This window comes from Streptomyces sp. ISL-36 (genome assembly GCF_018614205.1).
In the GTDB taxonomy this organism is placed as follows: Bacteria; Actinomycetota; Actinomycetes; order Streptomycetales; family Streptomycetaceae; genus Streptomyces.
On record NZ_JAGGOS010000067.1, the window covers coordinates 39432 to 59812 of the forward strand.

General features: G+C 72.3%; 18 protein-coding genes. 11 read left to right on the forward strand and 7 right to left on the reverse strand.

The features are described from left to right. The first annotated feature begins 41 nt into the window (after positions 1-41). The 3 genes from J7E93_RS18135 to J7E93_RS18145 are packed head-to-tail and all read left to right on the forward strand — an operon-like array spanning position 42 to position 2172. Complete coding sequence (locus J7E93_RS18135) at positions 42-743, forward strand: glycosyltransferase family 2 protein (RefSeq protein WP_374105397.1); 702 nt, start codon at positions 42-44, stop codon at positions 741-743. Next, positions 740-1384 carry a DUF2064 domain-containing protein gene (locus J7E93_RS18140; protein ID WP_308368706.1) on the forward strand — a complete coding sequence of 215 codons (645 nt, stop codon included), beginning with the start codon at positions 740-742 and terminating at the stop codon, positions 1382-1384. The genes J7E93_RS18135 and J7E93_RS18140 overlap by 4 nt, the downstream gene beginning before the upstream one ends. Next, the gene (locus J7E93_RS18145; RefSeq protein WP_215070669.1) at positions 1381-2172 is read left to right on the forward strand and encodes a bifunctional 2-polyprenyl-6-hydroxyphenol methylase/3-demethylubiquinol 3-O-methyltransferase UbiG; all 792 of its coding nucleotides are present in this window, start codon (positions 1381-1383) and stop codon (positions 2170-2172) included. Before J7E93_RS18140 ends, J7E93_RS18145 begins: the two co-directional genes overlap by 4 nt. Here the strand turns inward: J7E93_RS18145 and J7E93_RS18150 are convergent. Further along, on the reverse strand, positions 2148-2639 hold the full coding sequence (locus J7E93_RS18150; protein ID WP_308368707.1) for a hypothetical protein: 492 nt from the start codon (positions 2637-2639) through the stop codon (positions 2148-2150). The two genes, J7E93_RS18145 and J7E93_RS18150, sit on opposite strands and share 25 nt — an antisense overlap. A gap of 26 nt (positions 2640-2665) precedes the next feature. After that, the gene (locus J7E93_RS18155; RefSeq protein WP_374105398.1) at positions 2666-3826 is read right to left on the reverse strand and encodes a molybdopterin-dependent oxidoreductase; all 1161 of its coding nucleotides are present in this window, start codon (positions 3824-3826) and stop codon (positions 2666-2668) included. Between the two features lie 113 nt (positions 3827-3939). Here J7E93_RS18155 and J7E93_RS18160 point away from each other — a divergent pair, with 113 nt between their 5' ends. Continuing rightward, positions 3940-5376: a glycosyltransferase 87 family protein gene (locus J7E93_RS18160; protein ID WP_215070673.1), complete on the forward strand. Its 1437-nt coding sequence runs from the start codon at positions 3940-3942 to the stop codon at positions 5374-5376. Between the two features lie 194 nt (positions 5377-5570). Next, positions 5571-7829 (forward strand): catalase, encoded by a 2259-nt coding sequence (locus J7E93_RS18165; protein WP_215070675.1) that lies wholly within the window; start codon positions 5571-5573, stop codon positions 7827-7829. A gap of 67 nt (positions 7830-7896) precedes the next feature. Here the strand turns inward: J7E93_RS18165 and J7E93_RS18170 are convergent, their stop codons facing one another. Then, positions 7897-8601: a class I SAM-dependent methyltransferase gene (locus tag J7E93_RS18170; protein ID WP_215070677.1), complete on the reverse strand. Its 705-nt coding sequence runs from the start codon at positions 8599-8601 to the stop codon at positions 7897-7899. Positions 8602-8766: 165 nt separating this feature from the next. Between J7E93_RS18170 and J7E93_RS18175 the strand changes: the two genes are divergently transcribed. The 3 genes from J7E93_RS18175 to J7E93_RS18185 all read left to right on the forward strand — a co-directional run bounded on the left by J7E93_RS18175 (position 8767) and on the right by J7E93_RS18185 (position 11603). Next, on the forward strand, positions 8767-10494 hold the full coding sequence (locus J7E93_RS18175; protein WP_215070679.1) for a PP2C family protein-serine/threonine phosphatase: 1728 nt from the start codon (positions 8767-8769) through the stop codon (positions 10492-10494). Between the two features lie 129 nt (positions 10495-10623). Continuing rightward, positions 10624-11013 (forward strand): PadR family transcriptional regulator, encoded by a 390-nt coding sequence (locus tag J7E93_RS18180; protein ID WP_251066707.1) that lies wholly within the window; start codon positions 10624-10626, stop codon positions 11011-11013. Then, positions 11010-11603 (forward strand): DUF1048 domain-containing protein, encoded by a 594-nt coding sequence (locus J7E93_RS18185; protein WP_215070683.1) that lies wholly within the window; start codon positions 11010-11012, stop codon positions 11601-11603. Before J7E93_RS18180 ends, J7E93_RS18185 begins: the two co-directional genes overlap by 4 nt. Here the strand turns inward: J7E93_RS18185 and J7E93_RS18190 are convergent. Together J7E93_RS18190 and J7E93_RS37185 are read right to left on the reverse strand one after the other, a co-directional pair. Beyond that, a complete protein-coding gene (locus J7E93_RS18190; protein ID WP_215070685.1) occupies positions 11596-12384 on the reverse strand; it encodes a class I SAM-dependent methyltransferase in 789 nt (262 codons plus the stop codon). The two genes, J7E93_RS18185 and J7E93_RS18190, sit on opposite strands and share 8 nt — an antisense overlap. A gap of 104 nt (positions 12385-12488) precedes the next feature. Further along, positions 12489-14222 (reverse strand): hypothetical protein, encoded by a 1734-nt coding sequence (locus tag J7E93_RS37185; protein ID WP_251066708.1) that lies wholly within the window; start codon positions 14220-14222, stop codon positions 12489-12491. 511 nt (positions 14223-14733) lie between these two features. Here J7E93_RS37185 and J7E93_RS18200 point away from each other — a divergent pair. After that, positions 14734-15033 carry a DUF1876 domain-containing protein gene (locus tag J7E93_RS18200; protein ID WP_215070687.1) on the forward strand — a complete coding sequence of 100 codons (300 nt, stop codon included), beginning with the start codon at positions 14734-14736 and terminating at the stop codon, positions 15031-15033. A 72-nt stretch (positions 15034-15105) separates the two neighbouring features. On the opposite strand, the gene J7E93_RS18205 is transcribed toward J7E93_RS18200, so the two are convergent. Then, a complete protein-coding gene (locus J7E93_RS18205) occupies positions 15106-15816 on the reverse strand; it encodes a CBS domain-containing protein (protein ID WP_215070689.1) in 711 nt (236 codons plus the stop codon). 80 nt (positions 15817-15896) lie between these two features. Further along, positions 15897-17105: a glycoside hydrolase family 64 protein gene (locus tag J7E93_RS18210; RefSeq protein WP_308368708.1), complete on the reverse strand. Its 1209-nt coding sequence runs from the start codon at positions 17103-17105 to the stop codon at positions 15897-15899. A 312-nt stretch (positions 17106-17417) separates the two neighbouring features. Between J7E93_RS18210 and J7E93_RS18215 the strand changes: the two genes are divergently transcribed. After that, complete coding sequence (locus J7E93_RS18215; RefSeq protein WP_215070693.1) at positions 17418-19058, forward strand: amidohydrolase; 1641 nt, start codon at positions 17418-17420, stop codon at positions 19056-19058. A gap of 118 nt (positions 19059-19176) precedes the next feature. After that, positions 19177-20214: a hypothetical protein gene (locus tag J7E93_RS18220; protein WP_215070695.1), complete on the forward strand. Its 1038-nt coding sequence runs from the start codon at positions 19177-19179 to the stop codon at positions 20212-20214. Positions 20215-20381 lie beyond the last annotated feature (167 nt).

The window sequence follows — 20381 nt, forward strand, 5'->3', positions numbered from 1 at the left end:
TAAGGAGTCGATGTCCGCTATGTCCGGCGCGGATTCATACGGTGAATCCCGTGACCGTAGACGTAGTACTTCCCTGTCTCAACGAGGCGGAGGCCCTGCCCTGGGTGCTCGCCCGCGTCCCCGCCGGCTGGCGGGCTCTCGTGGTCGACAACGGCTCCACCGACGGGTCCGCCGACATCGCCGCGGAGCTCGGTGCGACCGTGGTGCACGAGTCCCGCCGCGGCTTCGGCGCGGCCTGCCACGCCGGACTGCTCGTCGCCGAGTCGGACGTCGTCTGCTTCTGCGACTGCGACGCCTCGCTCGACCCCGGGCTCCTCGCACCCTTCGCGGCGACCGTGGCGGACGGCGCGGCCGACCTCGTACTCGGCCGGCGCAGACCGCACGGACGCGGCGCGTGGCCGGTCCACGCCCGCGCCGGCAACCTGGCCCTCTCCCGGATGGTGCGCCGACGCACCGGGTTGAACGTGCGCGACCTCGGTCCGATGCGGGCGGCACGCCGTGAGGCGCTGCTCGGGCTGGAACTGACCGACCGTCGCAGCGGCTATCCCCTCCAGATGGTGGTCCGCGCCGCCGACGCCGGATGGCGGGTACGGGAGGTGGACGTGCCCTACCTTCCGCGTGCCGGGAAGTCCAAGGTCACCGGCACCTGGCGAGGTACCTGGCACGCGGTGCGCGACATGCGCCGCGTACTGGCCGAACCCTCCGCGGGCCGGCCCCGGGCCGCGACGGGAGGCCGCGCGTGACCACGCTGCTGGTGATGGCGAAGGAGCCCCTGCCGGGCCGGGTGAAGACGCGTCTCACCCCGCCCTTCACCCCGGCGGAGGCGGCCGCCCTCGCCGAGGCCGCCTTGGCCGACACCCTGGCGGCGGTCGCGGCGACTCCGGCCCGACGACGCGTGCTCGTGCTCGACGGCCGCCCGGGGCCCTGGCTGCCACCAGGCTTCGAAGTGGTCCCCCAGTGCGAAGGAGGCCTCGACGAGCGGCTCGCCGCCGCCTTCGCCGCGTGCACCGGGCCGACGCTGCTGATCGGCATGGACACACCGCAGGTCACGCCGGCGCTGCTGCCTCCGGAGGACTGGAGGGGATACGACGCGTGGTTCGGGCCGGCCGTCGACGGGGGCTTCTGGGCCCTCGGACTCGCGGCGCCGGATCCCGCGCTGCTGCGGGGAATCCCGATGTCCGTTCCCGAGACGGGCGCCGCCCAGTACACGCGGCTTGTCGACGCCGGGCTGCGGGTCGGGCGCCTTCCCGTCCTGAGGGACGTGGACACCGCCGCGGACGCCCGGCTCGTGGCCGCGGAGACCGTCGACGGACGCTTCCACAGCGTCCACGCGCGTCTGACGGCGGCCGCGCCCGCCCCCGGCGAACGGCCGGTCCACGCATGAGGGTTCATGAGCCGCGGGCGGGCGCGGGTGCGGGTTCCGGCTCGGGCGTGGGTACGGGTTCGGGATCAGGCCTGGGTACGGCATCGGGCCTCGGTACGGGATCGGCGGCACGCGGCACCCGGACGAAACCGGCCGCCTGGTGTGAGGACCCGTACGACGACGCTCTGCGCGACGGGCGAGGCCCGCTCTTTCTGCGCCGCGAGGACGGGTGGCTGCTGCCCCTGGAGGTGGAACGCTGGTGCGCCGAGCCCGACCCGGCGGACCTGAGCGTGCTCGCCCGGTGTCGGGGCGCGGTCCTGGACATCGGATGCGGGCCCGGCCGACTGGTCGCCGCACTGGCCGCGCGGGGGCATCCCGCGCTGGGCCTCGACGTGAGCCGGGAGGCGGTGGCCCGTACCGAGCGGCTTGGCGGGCTCGCCCTCTGCCGGTCGGTCTTCGATCCGCTGCCGGGGCAGGGCCGTTGGGACACCGCCCTCCTCATCGACGGCAACATCGGTATCGGCGGTGACCCGGCGCGCCTGCTGCGCCGCCTGAGGGAGGTGACCGGCCCGGAGGCGATCGTCGTCGCCGAATGCCTGGCGGTGGAGGTGGACGAGTGCTGCGAGGTCCGGATCGACAACGGTCGCGGCGGGTACGGCGCCCCCTTCGCCTGGGCGCGGGTCGGCCCCCAGGCGTTGCACCGCCACGCCGAACACGCCGGGTGGGCCCGCCGTACACAGTGGTCGGTCGCCGGCCGGGTGTTCCTGGAACTGGCACCCCGGCCTCAGCCTTCAGCGCCGCCGTCCTGATCGCGCGGTCCCGGCTTCGCCCGCGGACCGTCTCCGGGCGGCCGGCGCGACCCCGCCCCCACCGCCGACGCGGGCCCGTCCGGGCCTCGTCGGCGCCGGCGCACCAGCACCACCGAGGCGGCCACCAAGGCCACGACCCCGAGCACCAGCAGCAGATTCCGCCCGTACGGCAGGGGAAGCGCGGACGGGTTGGGTGGTGGGCCGGGCCGTAGCAGCAGCGGCAGCGTGACCAGCACCAGCGAACCGGCGACGACCAGGGCGCCGCGCATCACCCCACGGGCCGGGCCGGCGGCGACCAGGAACCCGACGGCCAGCACCAGGGGCGCGAGCACCCCGTCGTGCAGGACGAGCGCCCCCACGAGCCAGACCCCGACGTCTTCGGGCCGGGGCAGCGACCACAACTGCCAGGCACCGATCCCCATCAGCAGCAGACCGAGGAACCCCAGCACATAACGGGCCGCACTCACCCGACCCGCTTCCACCGCCTCGCCCCTCACAGAACCTCCAGCCTGGTGACCCACTTCGTCTGCAGCACACCCGGCCGGTTCGGTGCGATGATCCGCGCCGGATAGCCGTGATCGGGGGAGAGGACCCGGCCGTTCAGGGTGAGCGCGAGCAGGGTCAGGGGATCCTCCGCGTACTCCCGCCCCATCTCCATCACCCGGTAGTCGCCCCGCACTTCCAGCGAGACGACCCGCACATCGGCCCCCGGCCGCCCGCCGGCCCGCTCCACCAGGTCGCGCACCCGTACGCCACCCCAGCGGGCCTCCACGCTCCACCCCTCCACACACGAGATCGGCAGCCGTGCCGACGTCTGGGTCAGCGACCGCAGTTGATCCAACGTCAGGGAGTACGGAGCCGGGCCGAGCACCTCCAGCCGCCAGTCGCGCAGGGCACGGGCCGTCACCCCGGCCGCGGCCACCGTACGGTTCACCGGCAGCCCCTGCGGGCCGTGGTCGGGATGGCGTGGCGCCAACAGGTCCAGCCGCTTCAACGGCGTGAAGGCCTGCCCGACCGTGGTCAGCGTCACCGCGCCGACCGCCGCCCCGACCCCCAGCATGAGCGAGCGCCGGTCCCGGGCGTCCTCGGCGGGCAGCGCCAGGGTACCGGCCGAACGGCGTCCCCAATGGGCCCTGATGTCGGGGGCCTTGACGGCGATGTGCAGCAGCAGCGAACCCGCCACCACCCACGCCACGGCGAAGTGCGTCTGCACGAACGGAAACGGCCACGGATACCACTCGACGATGTTCAGCAGCCCGGTGAACAGCTGGAAGACCGCCGTCGCCACCAGCACCGCGACCGAGAGCCGCTCCAGGCCGTGCCGTACCGACCGCACCGGCGGCCGGACGTAGAGACGCGGATAGACCGCCCAGAGCTTCGCGAGCAGCAGCACGATCGCCGCGAGCCCGGTGGCGACGTGCAGCCCCTGCGTGAGCCGGTAGCCCCAGACCGGCCGGCTCGGCAGACGGTCGGCCGACCAGGCCGGCGGGTGCTGCAGGTAGTGGCTGATCAGCCCGGTCACGAAGCACACGGCGACAGCGGCGCCCAGCCAGCGCCCGACGGCGGTCGCGGTACGGGCGTCGTGCAGCCGCCCGCGGAACAAGGGCGGCCTGACGGGCGGAAGGTGGGGGCGCCATCGGGTTCGCGGAGTCATGCCGTCCATCACACCGCCGTATGACGCCGTGCGGTGGATCCGACACCTTACGAAACGCGGACGACGGGCCCGGCCAGGCCGGTTCTCGCCCGCCCCGCTGCCACCCTGGCGCCATGAACAGGCCACGCATCGCCGGAACCGTCCCGACCGTGGACGCCCCGAACCCGGCCGCCCCGACCCCGACCGCCTTGGCCCTGGTCGCTCCGGTCGCCCTGACCGCTCTGACCGCCGTCCTCGTCCTCACCGTGCGCCACGAAGGCCAGGTCACGGACCCGTCGGGGCTGTCCTGGTGGTACGCGGCCTGCTGGCTGCTGTTCGCCGCGGCCACCTGGTCGCTTCGTCACGTCCCCGCACGCCGTGTGGTGCCGCTGGTCATGTGCGGAGCGGTCCTGGTCGCCGTCACCGGGCTCGTCGCGGCTCCCCGGACGAGCACGGACTCCTTCCGATACGCCTGGGACGGCCGGGTGCAGGCCGCGGGCCTCTCCCCGTACGACCGCACGCCGGCGGACCCCGCGCTCACCGGCCTGCGGGACGACTGGCTCTTCCCCCGGGGCGAGCGGGCGTGCGCCGGGCCCGACCGCGCCCCGGTCGGGCCCGGGACGTGCACGCGGATCAACCGCCCCCAGGTCCACACGATCTACCCGCCCGTCGCGGAGGGCTACTTCCTCCTCGTGCACGTCGTCTCACCGCCGGAGGCCCGCCACAAGGTTCTCCAGACCGGCGCGGCCCTCCTGGCCGTCGCCACGACCGCCGCCCTCCTGGTGATCCTGCGCCGCCGGGGCGATCCCCGTCACGCCGCCTACTGGGCCTGGTGTCCGGCCGTACCGATCGAGGCCGTGAACAACGCCCATGTCGACGTCCTCGCCGTCCTGCTGTCCGTCACCGCGCTCGGAGTGGTCGTACGGCACCGGGCGGCGGGCGGCGCGCTGCTCGGACTGGCGATCGCCGCCAAGATGCTGCCCGCCGTCCTGCTGCCGGGCGCCCTGTCCGGCGTACGTCGCCTCCGCGACACCGGGGCGGTCCTGCTCTCCGCCGCCGTCGTCGTCGGCCTGGTCTACCTGCCGTACGTGCTCGTCTCCCACGCCTCCGTCCTGGGCTACCTCGGCGGCTACGCCGAGGAGGAGGGCTACGGGGATTCATCGGCCCAGGCCCGCTATGCCCTGGTCCGCCTGGTGTTCCCCGACTCCTGGGCGCTGCCCCTGGTCGTGGTCGCGATGCTCCTCATGGTGGCGTACGTACTGCGCCGCGGCGATCCGGAACGTCCCTGGAGCGGGGCTCTGGTCGTGACGGGGACGGCCTTCCTGCTCATGACGCCGGGATACTCCTGGTACGCGCTCCTGCTGATCGCTCTGGTCGCACTCGACGGGCGCTGGGAATGGCTCACCATCGCCGTCGCCGGCGCGGCCTCCTACGTCACGGGCCGGGCCCTCGGCGAGGTGACGGTCACGGTCGCCTACGGGCTCGCCGCGGCGGCGATCCTCACGGGATGGCTCCTGCGCAGACGGCAGGGCCGGGGCGCCGTGCGGCACCTTTCGTACGACATCGCATGAAAATCGCCCGTCCGGCACGTTCAGGCGGCACACATCCGGGCAAGTGCGGGAGGCGAGCTCAGGACGAGCGTCACCCGCAGTGCGGTCGGAGCGGCGCCGTCCCTCACAGCGGTGGCTCCCGGTGTGCATCACCCCTCCCGCCCCGGGGGCCGCCTCCCGAGCAGCAGACCGCTACACGGCGACAGGAGAGCCAGATGACAGGCAACCCCTCACCCGACGTACCGGAGGACGCCCTCCCCGGGCGGCCCGGCGCCAAGCCCGCCTCCCTCCAGGAACCCACCGATCCCCATGGCCCGCCGGCGCCCAAGCCGGACCAGGGCGGTCCCGAAACGGTGAGCCCCACGGGCCAGGCCACGGGCGAGGACCCGGCACGCTCGGCACAGAGCGGCGCCTATCTCACCAACGCGCAGGGTGCCCGGCTGTACGAGAGCGACCACTCGCTCAAGGCCGGCGTCCGCGGCCCCGTGCTGCTCCAGGACCACCATCTGCGCGAGAAGATCACCCACTTCGACCACGAGCGCATCCCCGAACGGGTGGTGCACGCCCGGGGAGCCGCGGCGCACGGCGTCTTCCGGAGCTACGGCACCGCGAGCCGCATCACCAGGGCCGCCTTCCTCGCCGAGGACGTGGAGACGCCCGTCTTCGTCCGGTTCTCCACCGTGCTCGGATCGCGCGGCTCGGCCGACACCGTCCGTGACACGCGGGGCTTCGCGACCAAGTTCTACACCGAGGAGGGGACGTTCGACCTGGTCGGCAACAACATCCCGGTGTTCTTCATCCAGGACGCGGTGAAGTTCCCCGACATCATCCACGCCGGCAAGCCGCACCCCGACCGTGAGATACCGCAGGCGCAGAGCGCCCACGACACCTTCTGGGACTTCGTGACGCTGCACACCGAGGCCACCCACCACACCCTCTGGAACATGTCGGACCGGGGTATTCCCCGCTCGTTCCGGATGATGGAGGGCTTCGGCGTCCACACCTTCCGGCTCGTCGACGCCGAGGGCGGCACGGCACTGGTCAAGTTCCACTGGAAGCCCCGGCTCGGCGTGCACTCGCTGGTCTGGGAAGAGGCGCAGCTCATCAACGGCATGGACCCCGACTTCCATCGCAGGGACCTCTTCGACGCCATCGAGGCGGGCGCCTTTCCGCAGTGGGAGCTCGGCATCCAGACGTTCCCCGACATCCCGGAGCAGACCTTCGAGGGCATCGACCTGCTCGACCCGACGAAGATCGTGCCCGAGGAGCTCGCCCCGGTGCAGCCGATCGGCCTGCTGACCCTCAACGCCAACACCAAGAACTTCTTCGCGGAGACGGAGCAGGTGGCCTTCCACCCCGGCCATCTGGTGCCCGGTATCGACATCACCGACGACCCGCTGCTCGCCGGCCGTCTCTTCTCGTATCTGGACACCCAGATCAGCCGGCTCGGCGGCCCCAACTTCGCCCAGCTGCCGATCAACCGCCCGCACGCCCCCGTCAACGACATGCTGCGGGACGGGATGCACCAGACGGCCGTGCACACCGGCGTGGCGCCCTACCGGCCCAACTCCCTCGACGGCGGGTGCCCGTTCCTGGCCGGCGCCGATACCGGCGCGTACATCGAGACACCGGTCCCGATGCCGGCCTCGACCAAGCGGCGTGAGGCACCGGAGTCGTTCTCGGACCACTTCAGCCAGCCCCGGCTCTTCTGGCTGAGCATGACGCCCGCGGAGCGCGAGCACATCATCGCCGCCTACACCTTCGAGCTGAACAAGTGCTACGAACAGGCCGTCAAGGAAAGGGCATTGACGGTGCTGGCCAACATCGACCCGGTGTTGTGCGAAGGCGTCGCGGCCGGGCTCGGCCTGCCCGTTCCGCCGGCCACCGTGGAGCTCGCGGCGGTCGAACCCAGCCCCGCGCTCTCCCAGCTCGGACAGGCCTGGCCGCTCGACGGGCGCATCGTCGGAATCGTCACCGACGGGGGCCAGGACGGCGACGGGGAAGAGGGCGGGTCCATGGACGCCGTGCGGTCGGTCCGCGAAGCCGCCCTCGCCGCCGGAATGGTTCCCCTGGTCATCGCCCCCGCGGGTGGCACCCTCGGCGCCGACGGCGAGCGGATCGCCGTCCAGCGCACGTACGCCACCGCTCGGTCCACGGAGTTCGACGCTCTGTTCGTCGCGGGGGTTCCAGGGCCCGGGCTGGACGCGCAGGGGGTACGGGACGCGAAGGCGGGCCACATCGCGACCGACTCCGCCACCGTCGACCCCCGGGTGCTGCTGATGCTGGACGAGGCGTACCGCCACGGCAAGGCCATCGGCGGGACGGCGGCCGCCGCGACCGTCCTCGACGCCGCCCGTCTGCCCGCCGACGCACCGGGAATCGTCCTCGGTGACGGCGCTGACGAGGTCTTCACCCAGCTCACGGACCTGCTCGGGCGGCACCGGGTCTGGCAGCGCCATCCCGCGTCGATCTAGTGGATCTCCCGCGGACGTGGGTCCGACGGATCCCGCCGGCCGCTGAGGCGCGGAGGGGGTCGTCTCATCAAGGAAGGGTCCGAGTGACTCCGGGAAGGGTGTGAGTGACTCGGGGAAGGGTCTGAGTGACGCGCCACAGGCGGCGCGGGAGCGCGCCCTCCGCGAACGCGTGAACCTCGTCGAGCTGCCAGCCGTCGGCCAGCAGGTCGACGAGGTGACGCGGGAAGAAGTGCACCGCGAACCCGCCGTGCTCGTAGATGTCGTCGCCGTGCGCGACGCCGGCGCCGTAGTGGGCGTCCCCTGTGTGGCGCACGGTGTAGACGAAGGTTCCGCCGGGCCGCAGCACTCGGCGGACCTCCGCGACCGCCGAGCGGATCTCCTCCGTGGAGAGGGCCATGCACAGCAGCATGTGCGCGAAGACCGCGTCGACGGAAGCGTCGGGGAGGGGGAGCGGTGTGCGGACGTCATGGACCTGGGTGGTGATCCGCGCCGCGACGTCCTGCCGCCGCGCCGCCGTGCGGAGCTGCTCCAGGCCGGCGGCGCTGAAGTCGGTGGCCCGCACGGCGAAACCCTGGCGAGCGAAGTACAGGGCGTCCCGGCCGTGGCCTGCGCCCAGCTCCAGCACCTCGCCCGCTCCCGCCGCACGGAACACCTCGGCGGCATGGACGGCGGGCGCGGACGGCTCCGCGCCGTACATCTCCGGGTGCGCCCCATAGGTGCTCTGCCAGTGCTCCCGCTGCGCGTCGGCCAGGCGCTGGTCGTCGTCCGCCACGATCGTTCCGCCTTCCGGGTGCTCTACGAGGCCAGCCTACGGGGGCGCGATTGAAGTCCTCCCAGGTGGGCACGCGCGCCGTGGCCGGAAAGACCGGGAATCAGCCGACACAGCCGTCACAGCCGTCACAGCCGACACAAGGGTCCGGGGGCCCAGAGGTACGCCATGAATCTTCCTCTGCCCGACGATGTCACCGAGCTCAAGGAAGTGATCGGGCGCGAGATCTCGGCCCTGCGCGCCGACGTACGCCGTAAGACAGCGGTCAGCCGGCCCGCACCGATGACCACGGACCGGGCCTCACCCGTACAGAGCACGGCGACCCTCCCGCGCAGGCACGACGGCGCCCTGAGTTCCCCCTGTCTGTGCGGCACGGACGGAGACGCCCGCGATCCCTGGTCGTGCGTCTGCGCGGCCCTGCCCGCCATCCCCGTGTCGGCGGCGCTCCTCACACCGCTGCGGGACGACAACGGCGACGTCGTCGACTTCGTGATCCGGGCAGGCAACCAGATCCGCTCGGTGGAGTGGCTGGAAGCACCCGGCCACCAGGTGGGCCAGCGTTTCATGGAGGCGCGGCCCGGTGCGGCGGCAAGTGGCCTGCTCGGGGCGCTCGCCGACGTCCTGACGACCGGGCGGCCCATGGACGGCCTGGTCGTCGACTACACGGAGGAGCGGCTCGGCCGGCTCCACCGCGCCCAGCTGCTGTACTACGCCGCCTCCTGCGGCGGTGAGCTCGTCGCCACCTGGCGCCCCATTCGGAGCCAGGCGGAGATGCTGACCGTGGACGCCCAGCATCTCGCGTCCATGGGCTGGGGGCACTGGGACCTGCTGTCGGGAAAGGTGACCTGGTCGGAGGGGCTGAGCCGGATCTTCCGTACGGAACTGAACATGCCGTGGTCGCTGCAGGAGCTGTGCGACGCGCTGGAGCCCGCCGACACGACGGCGTTCGCCGAGTTCATCACGGCCGTGCTGGCCGGGGAGGAACCGGCCTGGACCAGGATCCGTTTCCTGGTGCTCGGTGAGGTGCGGACGCTCGACCTGCTCGGGCGGCCGGTCGCCGGCACCGACGGCCGGCCCTGGGCCGTGCACCTCATCGCCCGCGACCTCACGCCCCAGATGCGCAGCCGACGCCGGCTCGTGGAGACGGAACGCGAGACGGAGCGGCTGCGGCAGCAGGCGGAGGCGGAACGCCACGTCGCCGCCTCGCTCCGCGAAGCGCTGCTGCCGACGCACTCGCAGGAGCTGGCCGCCAAGGGGCTGACTGTGGCGGCCGCGTACCTGGCGTCCGAACCTGACTCGGCGGTCGGGGGTGACTGGTACAAGTGCCGTCTGCTGCCGGACGGGCGGGTGCTCGTGGCGATGGGCGACGCCTGCGGCCACGGGCTCGACGCGGTGGCCCGGATGGCTCAGCAGCGTCACGCGCTGGCGGGTCTGGCCCAGACCGGAGCCTCGGCCGGGGAGATCATGACCTGGCTGAACGAACTCGTGTGCAGCGACCCCTCGGGCGAGACGGCCACCGTGATCGCCGGCCACATCGACGACGACCGGGTTCTCCACTGGGCCGACGCCGGGCACCCCGCGCCCGTGCTGCGGCGCGAGGGACGGGCCTTCGCGCTGACCGCGGAGCAGCGCGGACCGTTGCTCGGGGCGTTGGCGGGATACGCGTACGAGACCTCCGCGTTCCAGCTCCTCAGGGGCGACCTGCTGGTGCTGTACACCGACGGCATGGTGGAGCGGCGAGGTGAGGACATCAGTCAGGGCATCGAACGCTTCGCGGCAGCGGTGGGCGCGGCGGCCGGGCTGACTCCGCAGCAGACGATCGACCGGCTGGTGGCGGACCACATCCGGTCGGGGCACGAGGACGACGCCTGCCTGCTGGCGATCCGGTTCGACTGACGCCGGCCGTTGCGGCTGACGCGGACCGTTTCGACGCTCGCGGACCGGGCGACATGAACGGGTCGTCGGCGATGTGTGGCTACGCCAGTACCTTGCGGTGCATGACAGTACGTGACTATCATGCACCGCATGACAAAGGAGCTGTCGGGCGTCGGTGACCAACGGCGCAGTCAGCTGCTGCGCGGAGTGCTCGACCTCTGCCTGCTGGCTCTGATCGCCGAACGCCCTCGCTACGGCTACGAGTTCGTCGAGGCGCTCAGGGAGAGCGGACTGGAGCTGGTGAGCGAGGGCAGCATCTACCCGCTCCTCGCCCGGATGGAGCGGGCGGGGCTCGTCGAGTCGTACCGCGCTCCCTCGTCCAGCGGTGGGGCGCCGCGCAAGTACTACCGGCTGACCGGGGCGGGCCAGGCCGAACTGTCCCGGGGAAGGGCGGTATGGCGGGAATTCGCCACCCAGGCCGGCCGGATCCTCGACCGCACCGGCCGACCCATCGAACCCACGGGGGGAACGACACCATGACCATCGAGCGCGTACTCGCTGTCTGCCGCAGCAACTGGGAGTACCGGGGCATCGACGACACCTCCGTCCGGGAGATGCTCGACGAGCTCACGGCCCACCTGGAGGACGCCGCGGCAGCCGGGCGTTCGCCCAAGGACGTCGTCGGCGAGGATGTCACGGCCTTCGCGGCGTCTTGGGCCAGGGCGAGGATGCCGCTGCACCGGCGCGTGCTGAGGATGACCGCCATGGTCTCCTTCATGGCGGGCGTGCTGCTGCTCTTCTCACACCTCACCCGGTGGACGACCGGCGTGGAGGTCACCCCGGGACGGCTGGCCTTCTGGCTCGGCATCGCGGTCGCCACGGTCGTCCTCGAACTGCGCCGCGGCTCCCTGGGGCTCGGCAAGGGCTGGCTGGTGGCGCTGGTCGTCGGCCTGCCGGTCGCACTGCTCACCGAGACCCTGCTCGGCGACGAACCGCTGTTCCGCGTGCCGCTGTGGGCCACGGTGCTGCTCACGCTGCCAGGACTGGCGTACGCCGTCGCCGAACGCAGGGGCGTGGCGGCGGACTTGCGGGGCGGAGCCGCCTCCGATGACGCGCCGCACCTCAGGTAGGCGACTGGTCGGCGCCCGGGTCGGCAGCCGACGGCGGTACCTCGACGACGAAGAACAGGAAGGTGGTTTTGGTCGAAAGGTCATGGAAGCCGTCGGGGAAGAGTTCACGGGCGGCCGGGTCGGGCTGCGGCTCGCTGATGCTGGAAAGGCGGAAGCCGGCGGTGGTGAAGGCATCGGTCATCGCGTGCAACGGCTTGCGCCAGAACCTCATCGGGACGGACCGCCCGTTGAAGGTCCAGTCGAAGCTATAGCTGGTGGTCGCAAAGTAGTCGGGCCGAGGATCCGGGATCGTGTACGCCACGAACGGGTGGTCCACCGACGCGATCAGCCGGCCGCCGGGCCTGAGCACTCGCCGCAACTCGGCCAGCGTCGGCCCCCAGTCCTCCACATAGTGCAGGACCAGTGACGCGACCACGTCGTCGAACGCACCGTCACCGAACGGCAGCGGGTCGCTCAGGTCGACGACGTGCAGGTCCGCGTCGTCACCGAGCCGCCGCCCGGCCAGCGCCAGCATCCCGGCGCTGGAGTCGATGCCGGTGACGACGGCACCGCGGTCGCGCAGTTCGGCGGAGAGAGGGCCTGAGCCGCAGCCGGCGTCCAGGATCCGGCGGCCGGTCACGTCTCCGGCGAGGGCCAGCATCGCGGGCCGCTCGTAGTACGCGTTCACGAGGCTGTTCTCGTTCTCCGCCGCGTACGCCTCGGCGAAACTGTCGTAGTCGTTCACCCGGTCCCGATCTGCAGACGGGGCGAAGCTCTCGGGCACGTCGCTTGCGCGTTCCATCGTCGCAGCCTAGTAGTCGCATGATCCGTCGGGCGGGCCGTAGCTTCCTCTCCGGCCCGGCCCGGCCCGCCCCGGCCCGTCCCGTCGCGAGTGCAGCGGCAGCGTCAGGAGCCGAAGCCGCTGATCACCGTCCTCATGTCGTAGCTGTACATCTCGCGCTTGCACGCCGAGCACTCGCTCGGGGCGTGCTCGCTCAGGGACCACAGCTGCGGTGCGAAGCCGTCGCCGCGCCCGTGCGCCAGATACAGGTCCTCCGGCCCGAAGGAGGACCGCAGCACCTTCGTATTGCCGACGAGCCGGCTCGTACCGTCGACGGTCCCCACGGTGGCCTGGAGAAGACGGCCGTAGTCGTGGCCGTTACTGCGGTGGAAGTACCACGTGCCCTCGTACCGCGTGGCCCCTTGGATCTTGTGCCACAGCTTCTCGTCGCCGAAGGCCGCGCCGGTCGGCAGGCCGTAGGCGAGATCGGCGCGGGCGACCGTGCCCGTCGCACCCGCGATGGCGGCCGTCAGCGCCGTCATCGGGTACGTGGCGACCCGGCCCGGGCTGGTGCCGCCGTTGACGGTGTTGCAGTACTCGCCGAGGATCAGGTGGTCCGTGCCGGTCCGGTCCAGCGAGATGTACGAGGCCTTCGGGCGGCCGGTGGCGTAGCACTGGTTCTCGCTGGTGTCGCCGCTGTTCTTCGCCGCGGTGAACTTCAACGTCGCGACCTGGGGCATGACGTACCGGTAGCCGTAGCTGTACCAGACGTTGTTCTGGCGGCCGATCCGCTTCTTGACCAGGACGTTGCTGACCAGGCCGTCGGGCGTCCGGTCGTTCGTGGTGGCGTCGTCGTCCGGGTCGAGGTCCAGGATCGTGCGGAGGTCGAAGACCCGCATACCGTTGGCGGTGTCGGCGACGTACAGGTGATTGCCGTACCAGACCATGCCGCCGGCGTGGATGCCGCCCTGCGCCTTGCAGCTCGCCGTCACCGCGGTGGTGCACGTGCCCTCGCGGGCGTGCAGGGCGTCGAACGAGATGTGGCCCTTGGAGTTCAGGTACGGCCACACCAGGAGCACGTGGCGGTACTTCCGGGTGGCCTGGTTGAAGAAGCTGACCCGGACGCCCTTCTCGTTGCACGCGTCGGAGGCGGTCGCCTTGACGCAGTTGTCGCGGTCGGCGATGTAGTCGCTGCGGCCCGGGTTCTCCGCGTCGTAGGCGCCCACGGCGATCGGCTCGGCGTCGGACGAGCCCCAGTCCTCGTCCTCCTGCGCGTCGGAGACGCCGGTGATGGACTGGGGGACCCACTCCGACGACGTGGCGTCGTCGCTCTCCCAGCAGATGCGATGGCTCGGCGGGAGGTCAGGCCCGTAGATGCCGGTCGCACCACAGGCACCCTCCCAGCCGGCCTCCCGGTTCGCCTGCTCCATCAGCTCGCTGAGGCCCTGTGAGGGCAGCGAGGCTTCGAGCCCGAGGACGAGGCCGGTGAGAGGAGAGCCCGATTCCAGCTCGAAGTCCCCGGCGCGACCGGGTACCGGATCCGCTGCCGCCAGGGTCTCGGTGGACGACGGCGTCGGCTTGCGAAACCCGTCGTCGGACGCGGACGCGGACGCGGGCGCGGAGGCGGTCGAAGGCACGCCCTCGGTCCCCGCGAAGTCGTCCTGCTCGCCGCCGGATTCGTCGACATATCCGTCGTCCGGCATCCCCTCCACCGGGTCGACGGCAGCCGCGGCCGCGACGGTCGAGGTCGTCGGCCCCGGGGCGGCGGATGCGCCGGAGGCAGGGAACAGCCCGGACAGCATCGCCGCGGTGAGTACGGTTCCGGCGGCGCGACGCCTGAGGCGGGACCGTCGTCTCATGTGAGGGCCTTTCTGGGAGACAGGCAGATCGCGGCACAGCTGATGACGTATCAGCTGTGCCGGCCCTCACGCTAACAAGGCAATTCGGTCCTTTCTCGGACCATCTGATCGACGGTCATCGGACCTCCGCCGAACGACGGAGCGGGTCGGGCGCCGTCTCCTTGGCTTCGCCGCCGTCCTCGGATGTGGTCGTGGACGCTTCGTACCGACCGTCCGCGAGACGTCGGAGATGGTGTCGGCGGGGATCGAGGGCGGGGTGGGATACCCGGTGGGCCCGGTCGCCGGCGCGAGGGGGACGCGAGGGGCACGCGAGGGGGAGGGCGGTCACGGGGCCAGAGGGGCCGCGCGGCGTGCGCCGATCGCCACGGGCTCGGCGGCGGGTACGACGACGTCGAATGGCGCTCCGGGCCCGCTGCCGTCGCCTCGCATTCCCGCGCGCGGGGAGGGATCCTGGTAGGAAGAGGGAGGCGCGTCGGTGCCGCGCGCCCCCGGCAGCGCGAGGAGGCAGACCATGACACGGACCCTTGAGTGGACGGTCGGCCTGGAACTGGTCGAGGAGGACGGCAGGACCAGGGCCGAGGCGCATCTGGACACCGGCACGTCGACCCTCACCGGCCGCGGCAGCGCGCGGTGCAATCCGGCGGACGTGGACGTCCCGGCGATCGGCGACGAGCTCGCCGCCGGCCGGGCCATGAAGGACCTGGCCGGCCAGTTGATGAGGGAGGCCAACCGGGAGATGGAGGCGGTGGGCGCGGGGACAGTGCCCCAGCACACCGGTCCCGGATACGGCTGGCCGGAGGCGGTCTCCTAGCCGGACCGCCTCACGGAACGGACCACGGCCCGTCGGCTCCCCGCCGACGGGCCCTGGTCCGCTCGCCCTCCGTCACGGCAGGGGCGGGATCCCGCTGTCGCTGTCGCTGTCGCTGTCGCGGTCCTGGGCCGGGGCCTGGGCCCGGTCCCGCTCCTCGTCCTCGCCCCGGCCCTCGTTCTCGCCCCGGCCCTCGTTCTCGTCCTCGTACGCGAGGCGGTCCACGACCTCCACGACGCCGTCCACGCTCTCGCAGAGCCGTACGAAGACGGGTGCGAGGCTCTTGCGCTCCAGCGTGCCGGTGAGTGTCACCCGGCCTTCTTCGACATCGATGTGCAGCGAGGCGGGGGAGAGGCCGAGGATGCGGGTGACCACGTCCTCCAGGATCTCCTCCTGGATGGCGCGATCACGCCGGAGGAACAGCTGCAGCAGATCGCTCCGGCTGAGCACGCCGATGAGCTGCCCGCTCGTGTCCACCACCGGCAGCCGCTTCACCCGGTGCCGTTCCATGAGCCGGGCCGCCTCGACCGCCGTCCACGACGGACGGGCCACCACGACGGGGCTGGACATCATGGCCTCGGCGGTGCTGGGGCCGTCCTTGGCGGTGTGGCGCCTCAGCAGATCCGCCTCGGAGACCACGCCGATCGGCCGGTTGTCCGCGTCCACCACCGGCACCGCCGTGATGCCGTACTCGTCGAGCAACCGCGCGATCTCCTTGAACGACGTCCCCGGCTGCACGGCCACCGCGGTCGGCGTCATCAGGTCGGCGACACTGCGGTTCCGCATGTCGGTCCCGTCCCTTCTCCGCTCCTGAGTCCATGATCCCTCACGGGCGGCCGGGGCGACGCGAGACCGGACCGGGCGGTCTAGTCGAACGGGTCGAGCGTGACGTAAGCCTGCTGGGGGCTGCCGTCGTGCACCAGTGACTCGTGCGCGCCGACGTCGTCGAAGGCGAAGCCGTAGGCCTTGCCGTCCGCCATCTGCGCGTGGATCTTGCGCGCGTAGTGGTTGGTCACGGTGTCCTGGTAGAAGCCGGCGGACGAGGTGTCGGGCTGCTGGGGGTTGGTGAGCAGCGTGGAGCGGTTGTAGCCCGCGCAGAGGGTACGGGAGACGGGGCCGCGCACCTGGTCGTTCGGGGCGTCGAGCAGCTTGTAGCAGCCGAAGACGCTGTCCGAGTCGGGCTTCTGGAAGGAGGTGACGACCGCCCCGGCGCTGTTGGTGAAGTTCATGACGTTGCCGGAGACGCGGCCGAAGTACTTCACCGACGGCTGGTTCGCGAAGGGGGTCACGGTCAGTGTCGAAGTGGCGTACTTGGTCCAGACACGGTTGATGTAGTCGTTCATGACGCTCGCGGGCAGCGCGCCGGCCTCGATGCCGTGGCCGGGTGCCAGGGCGCGCAGCACGGTGCCGTCGGCGCGGGTCTGGACGAGGCCCGCCCAGCCGCCCGGCTGGCCGCGGAGCGCGTTGAAGAAGCCGCTGTAGCCGCCGGGCCTGAGCCTGCCGGTGGTGACGACACTGCCGTCGGGACGCTTGAGGCCTACGGCGTACGGCGCCGAGACCATGTCGACCTGGGTGCTGTTGAGCCAGAGGCCGGAGTCGTTGAGCGTGTACTCGGACCAGTTGAAGAGGATGTTGCGGTTGGGGTCGCTCGGGTTCTGTACCGCCGGCTGCACCAGGCCGCCTGTGGCGAGCTTGAAGACGAGTTTCTGTCCGTAGCTGAAATAGATCCGGCCCGAGAACTTCGGCAGACGGATCGTCATGGACTGGCCGTTGGCCGGGCCGGTGATGGCGGCGTCGGGCGCGGGGACGGGGGTGGACCCGCCGGCGGGCCAGGGGTGGAAGGTGCCGTTCGCGTCGGCCCAGCCCTGGCGGCCGGTGGAGAGTTCGGTGCCGAGGTTGTAGACGTACACCTGGTCGGCACGGCCCGAGTTGTTCTTGAACGTGAGCGGAATGGTGGCCGGGACGGCGGCCTGGACCGTGGGGGAGGGACCGGCGACGGTGACGGCGGTGCCGAGCAGGCCGGCCGCGGCGAGGGGTATGAGGAGAGTGAACTTGCGCCGATGACGGGAGGGCACGGGGGGCTCCTCTGGGGTCGGGGACATGTGGGGGGTGAGCACGGCAGCGCGTTCTGAGAGCGCTCTCAAGAAGGTGGGACTCAGAATGGTGAGGTTGTTATGGCCCTGTCAATGCTTGGGACGGTTTCCCGCGCGATCGATGCCCAGCGGTCCCCGCCTGACCGGCGCGGGTACGGCGGTGGTCCGAGCCCGCAGGTACGTCGGCGGTTCGAGTCCGCACGTACGTCGGCGGTCCGCGTCCGCGCGCACGCGGGCCCCGGCGATCTCCTCACCCCCGTTGACCTGCGGTGCGCCACCGGGTTCCATGATCGGATGACGACCTCCGCGGATCTCCTCTTCACCAACGGCCCCGTTTTCACCGCCGATCCGGCCCGCACCCGCGCCACCTCCCTCGCCGTCGTCGGCGAGCGCATCGCCGCGGTCGGGCACGACGAGGTGCGGGAGCTCGTCGGGCCGCGGACCGAAGTCGTCGATCTCGCGGGCCGCATGCTGATCCCCGGCTTCCAGGATGCCCACATCCACGCCGTGTTCGGCGGCATCGAGCTCGGCGAGTGCGATCTGAGCGGAACCACGGGCAGGGACGAATACCTGCGCCGGATCGCGGCCTTCGCCGAAGCCCACCCCGACTGCCCGTGGATCACCGGAAGCGGCTGGTCGATGGAGAGTTTCGAAGGCGGGTTGCCCCACCGCCGCCTGATCGACGCGATCGTCGCCGACCGGCCCGTCTACCTCGTCAACCGCGACCACCACGGAGCCTGGGCCAACACCCGGGCGCTGGAGCTCGCCGGGATCACCGCGGACACCCCCGATCCGGCCGACGGCCGCATCGAGCGTGATGCGGACGGAACCCCGAGCGGTGTCCTCCAGGAAGGCGCCACCGCCCTCGTCGCCCGTCTCGTCCCGACCCTCAGCGACGAGGAACGCATGGCGGGACTGCTCCGGGCACAGGAACTCCTCCACGGCCTCGGCATCACAGGCTGGCAGGACGCCCTCCTCGGCACCTTCAACGGTCAGCCCGACCCTTCCGACGTCTATCTCGCCGCCGCGCGCGCCGGTACCCTCACCGCCCGCGTCAACGGGGCCCTGTGGTGGCGCAGGTCCCGCGGCGCCGAGCAGATCCCGGAACTGCTCGCCCGGCGCGCCGAACTGCGCCACGGCAGATTCCGGGCCGACTCGGTCAAGATCATGCAGGACGGCATCGCCGAGAACTTCACCGCCGCGATGACCACCCCCTATCTCGACTCCTGCGGCTGCGCCACCACCAACAGCGGCCTGAGCTTCGTCGACCCCGAGGAGCTCCTGTCGTACGTCACCGAGCTCGACGCCCATGACTTCCAGGTCCACTTCCACGCCCTCGGCGACCGGGCCGTCCGGGAGGCGCTCGACGCGATCGAGGCCGCCCTGAAGGCCAACGGCAGCCGCGGCAACCGGCACCACCTCGCCCATCTCCAGGTGGTCCACCCGGACGACGTCCCACGGTTCGCCGCCCTCGGCGCGCTCGCCAACATCCAGCCGCTCTGGGCCGCCCACGAACCGCAGATGGACGAGCTGACGATCCCCTTCCTCGGCCCCGAGCGCGCCGCCTGGCAGTACCCGTTCGGCGACCTGCTGCGCGCCGGGGCCACCCTGGTGGCGGGCAGCGACTGGCCGGTGACCAGCCCCGATCCCCTGGCCGGTATCCATGTCGCAGTCAACCGGGTGGAGCCGGGCGGCGACCCCGAGCGCGTCTTCCTGCCCGAACAGCGCCTCGACCTCGCCACCGCGCTCGCCGCCTACACGGCCGGCTCCGCACACGCGAACGGCCTCGACGACGCGGGCAGCCTGCTCCCCGGCCATCTCGCCGACCTGGCGGTCCTGGACCGCGATCTCTTCGCCGCGCCGCCCGGCGAGATCGCCCACGCGCGCGTGGAGCAGACCTTCGTGGGCGGGTCACGGGTGTACGCGGCAGGCTGAGCGTCACGCGGGCCGGGCACCGCACCGCGCCGGCCGCGAGCGGGCCGCACCACACCCACGGCGGCCGGGGCCGGCGGTCCGCGTGCCGACCGGTTGAGTCCGGCGGAGAGTGGAGGGCGTGGATGTCGAGCGGGTCATCGAGGAGCTGTACCGGCTGAAGCCGGGTGACTTCGTGTCGGCGCGGGACGGGTACGTCGCCCAGGCGCGGAAGGCCAAGGACGCTTCCGCGGCGAAGGCGATCGCGGCGCTGCGCCGGCCGACGCGGGCCACGTGGGCGGCCAACCTGCTCGCCCGTGAGCGCCGGGACGAGGCCGGGCAGCTCCTGGCGCTGGGAGAGACCCTGCGGGAGGCCCACCGGACGCTCGACGCGGAGCAGCTGCGGGCGGCCGGCCATCGGCGGCATCGGCTCATCGCGGCGCTCGCCCGGGAGGTGGCCGAGCTGGCCCGCTCGGCGGGCCAGCCGATCGGCGACACCGTCGTGCACGAGGTCGAGCAGATTCTCCACACGGTCCTCGCGGATCCCGCGGTCGCGGAGGAGTGGTCGCACGGCCGTCTCACGGCTGTCCCCGACGCGGTCGTCGGCTTCATGGGCGTTCCGACCCCGTCCGTTCCGCCTCCGCCTGCCTCGACCCCGCCTGCCTCGACCCCGTCCGCCCCGCCCCCGTCCGGCCCGGGCCCGTCCGCCCCGCGTCCACCCGCCCAGGCTCCGTCCGCCCGGCCCCCTTCCACCCCGGTTGCCTCCGCCCCGTCCTCTGGCCCCTCCCGCGCGGCCCGCAAGGAGCAGCGGGCCGCGCCCGAGGACGAGGAGCGGAAGTCGGCCCAGGCGCGGGCCCGGCAGCGTGACCGGGTGGAGCGTGCCCGTACGGCGGTCGCCGAGGCCGACGCCGAGGCGCGGCGACGCGAGGAGGAGCTGCGCGACGCCCGGGAAGCACAGCGGGCGGCCCAGGCACCGGCCACCGAGGCGGCCGAGCGGGTACGTGCCGTGGAGCGCGAGCTGCACGACGCCCAGCGTGCCGAACGCGGAACCCGTGCGGCCCTGGCGCAGGCCGCATCGGCGGTGAAGGACGCGGAGCGCGCGGCCCGGGAAGCCCACAGCGCCGCCGGTCGGGCCGCGCGCTCACTGGAGCGTGTCGAGCGGCAGGGCGAAGACGCGTAGCCCCGGCTCGCGACAACAGCCCGGGCGCGGGAATGTGGCCAGGAGCGGAATGCGGCCAGGAGCGGCCGGCCGGAGGCAGGTGCCGAACGGACCACCGGCCTCGTCTCACCGCCCGCCTCCGCCCCTGCTCCGGGCGAGCCCGGGTCGCCGCCCTTGAGAACCCCAGC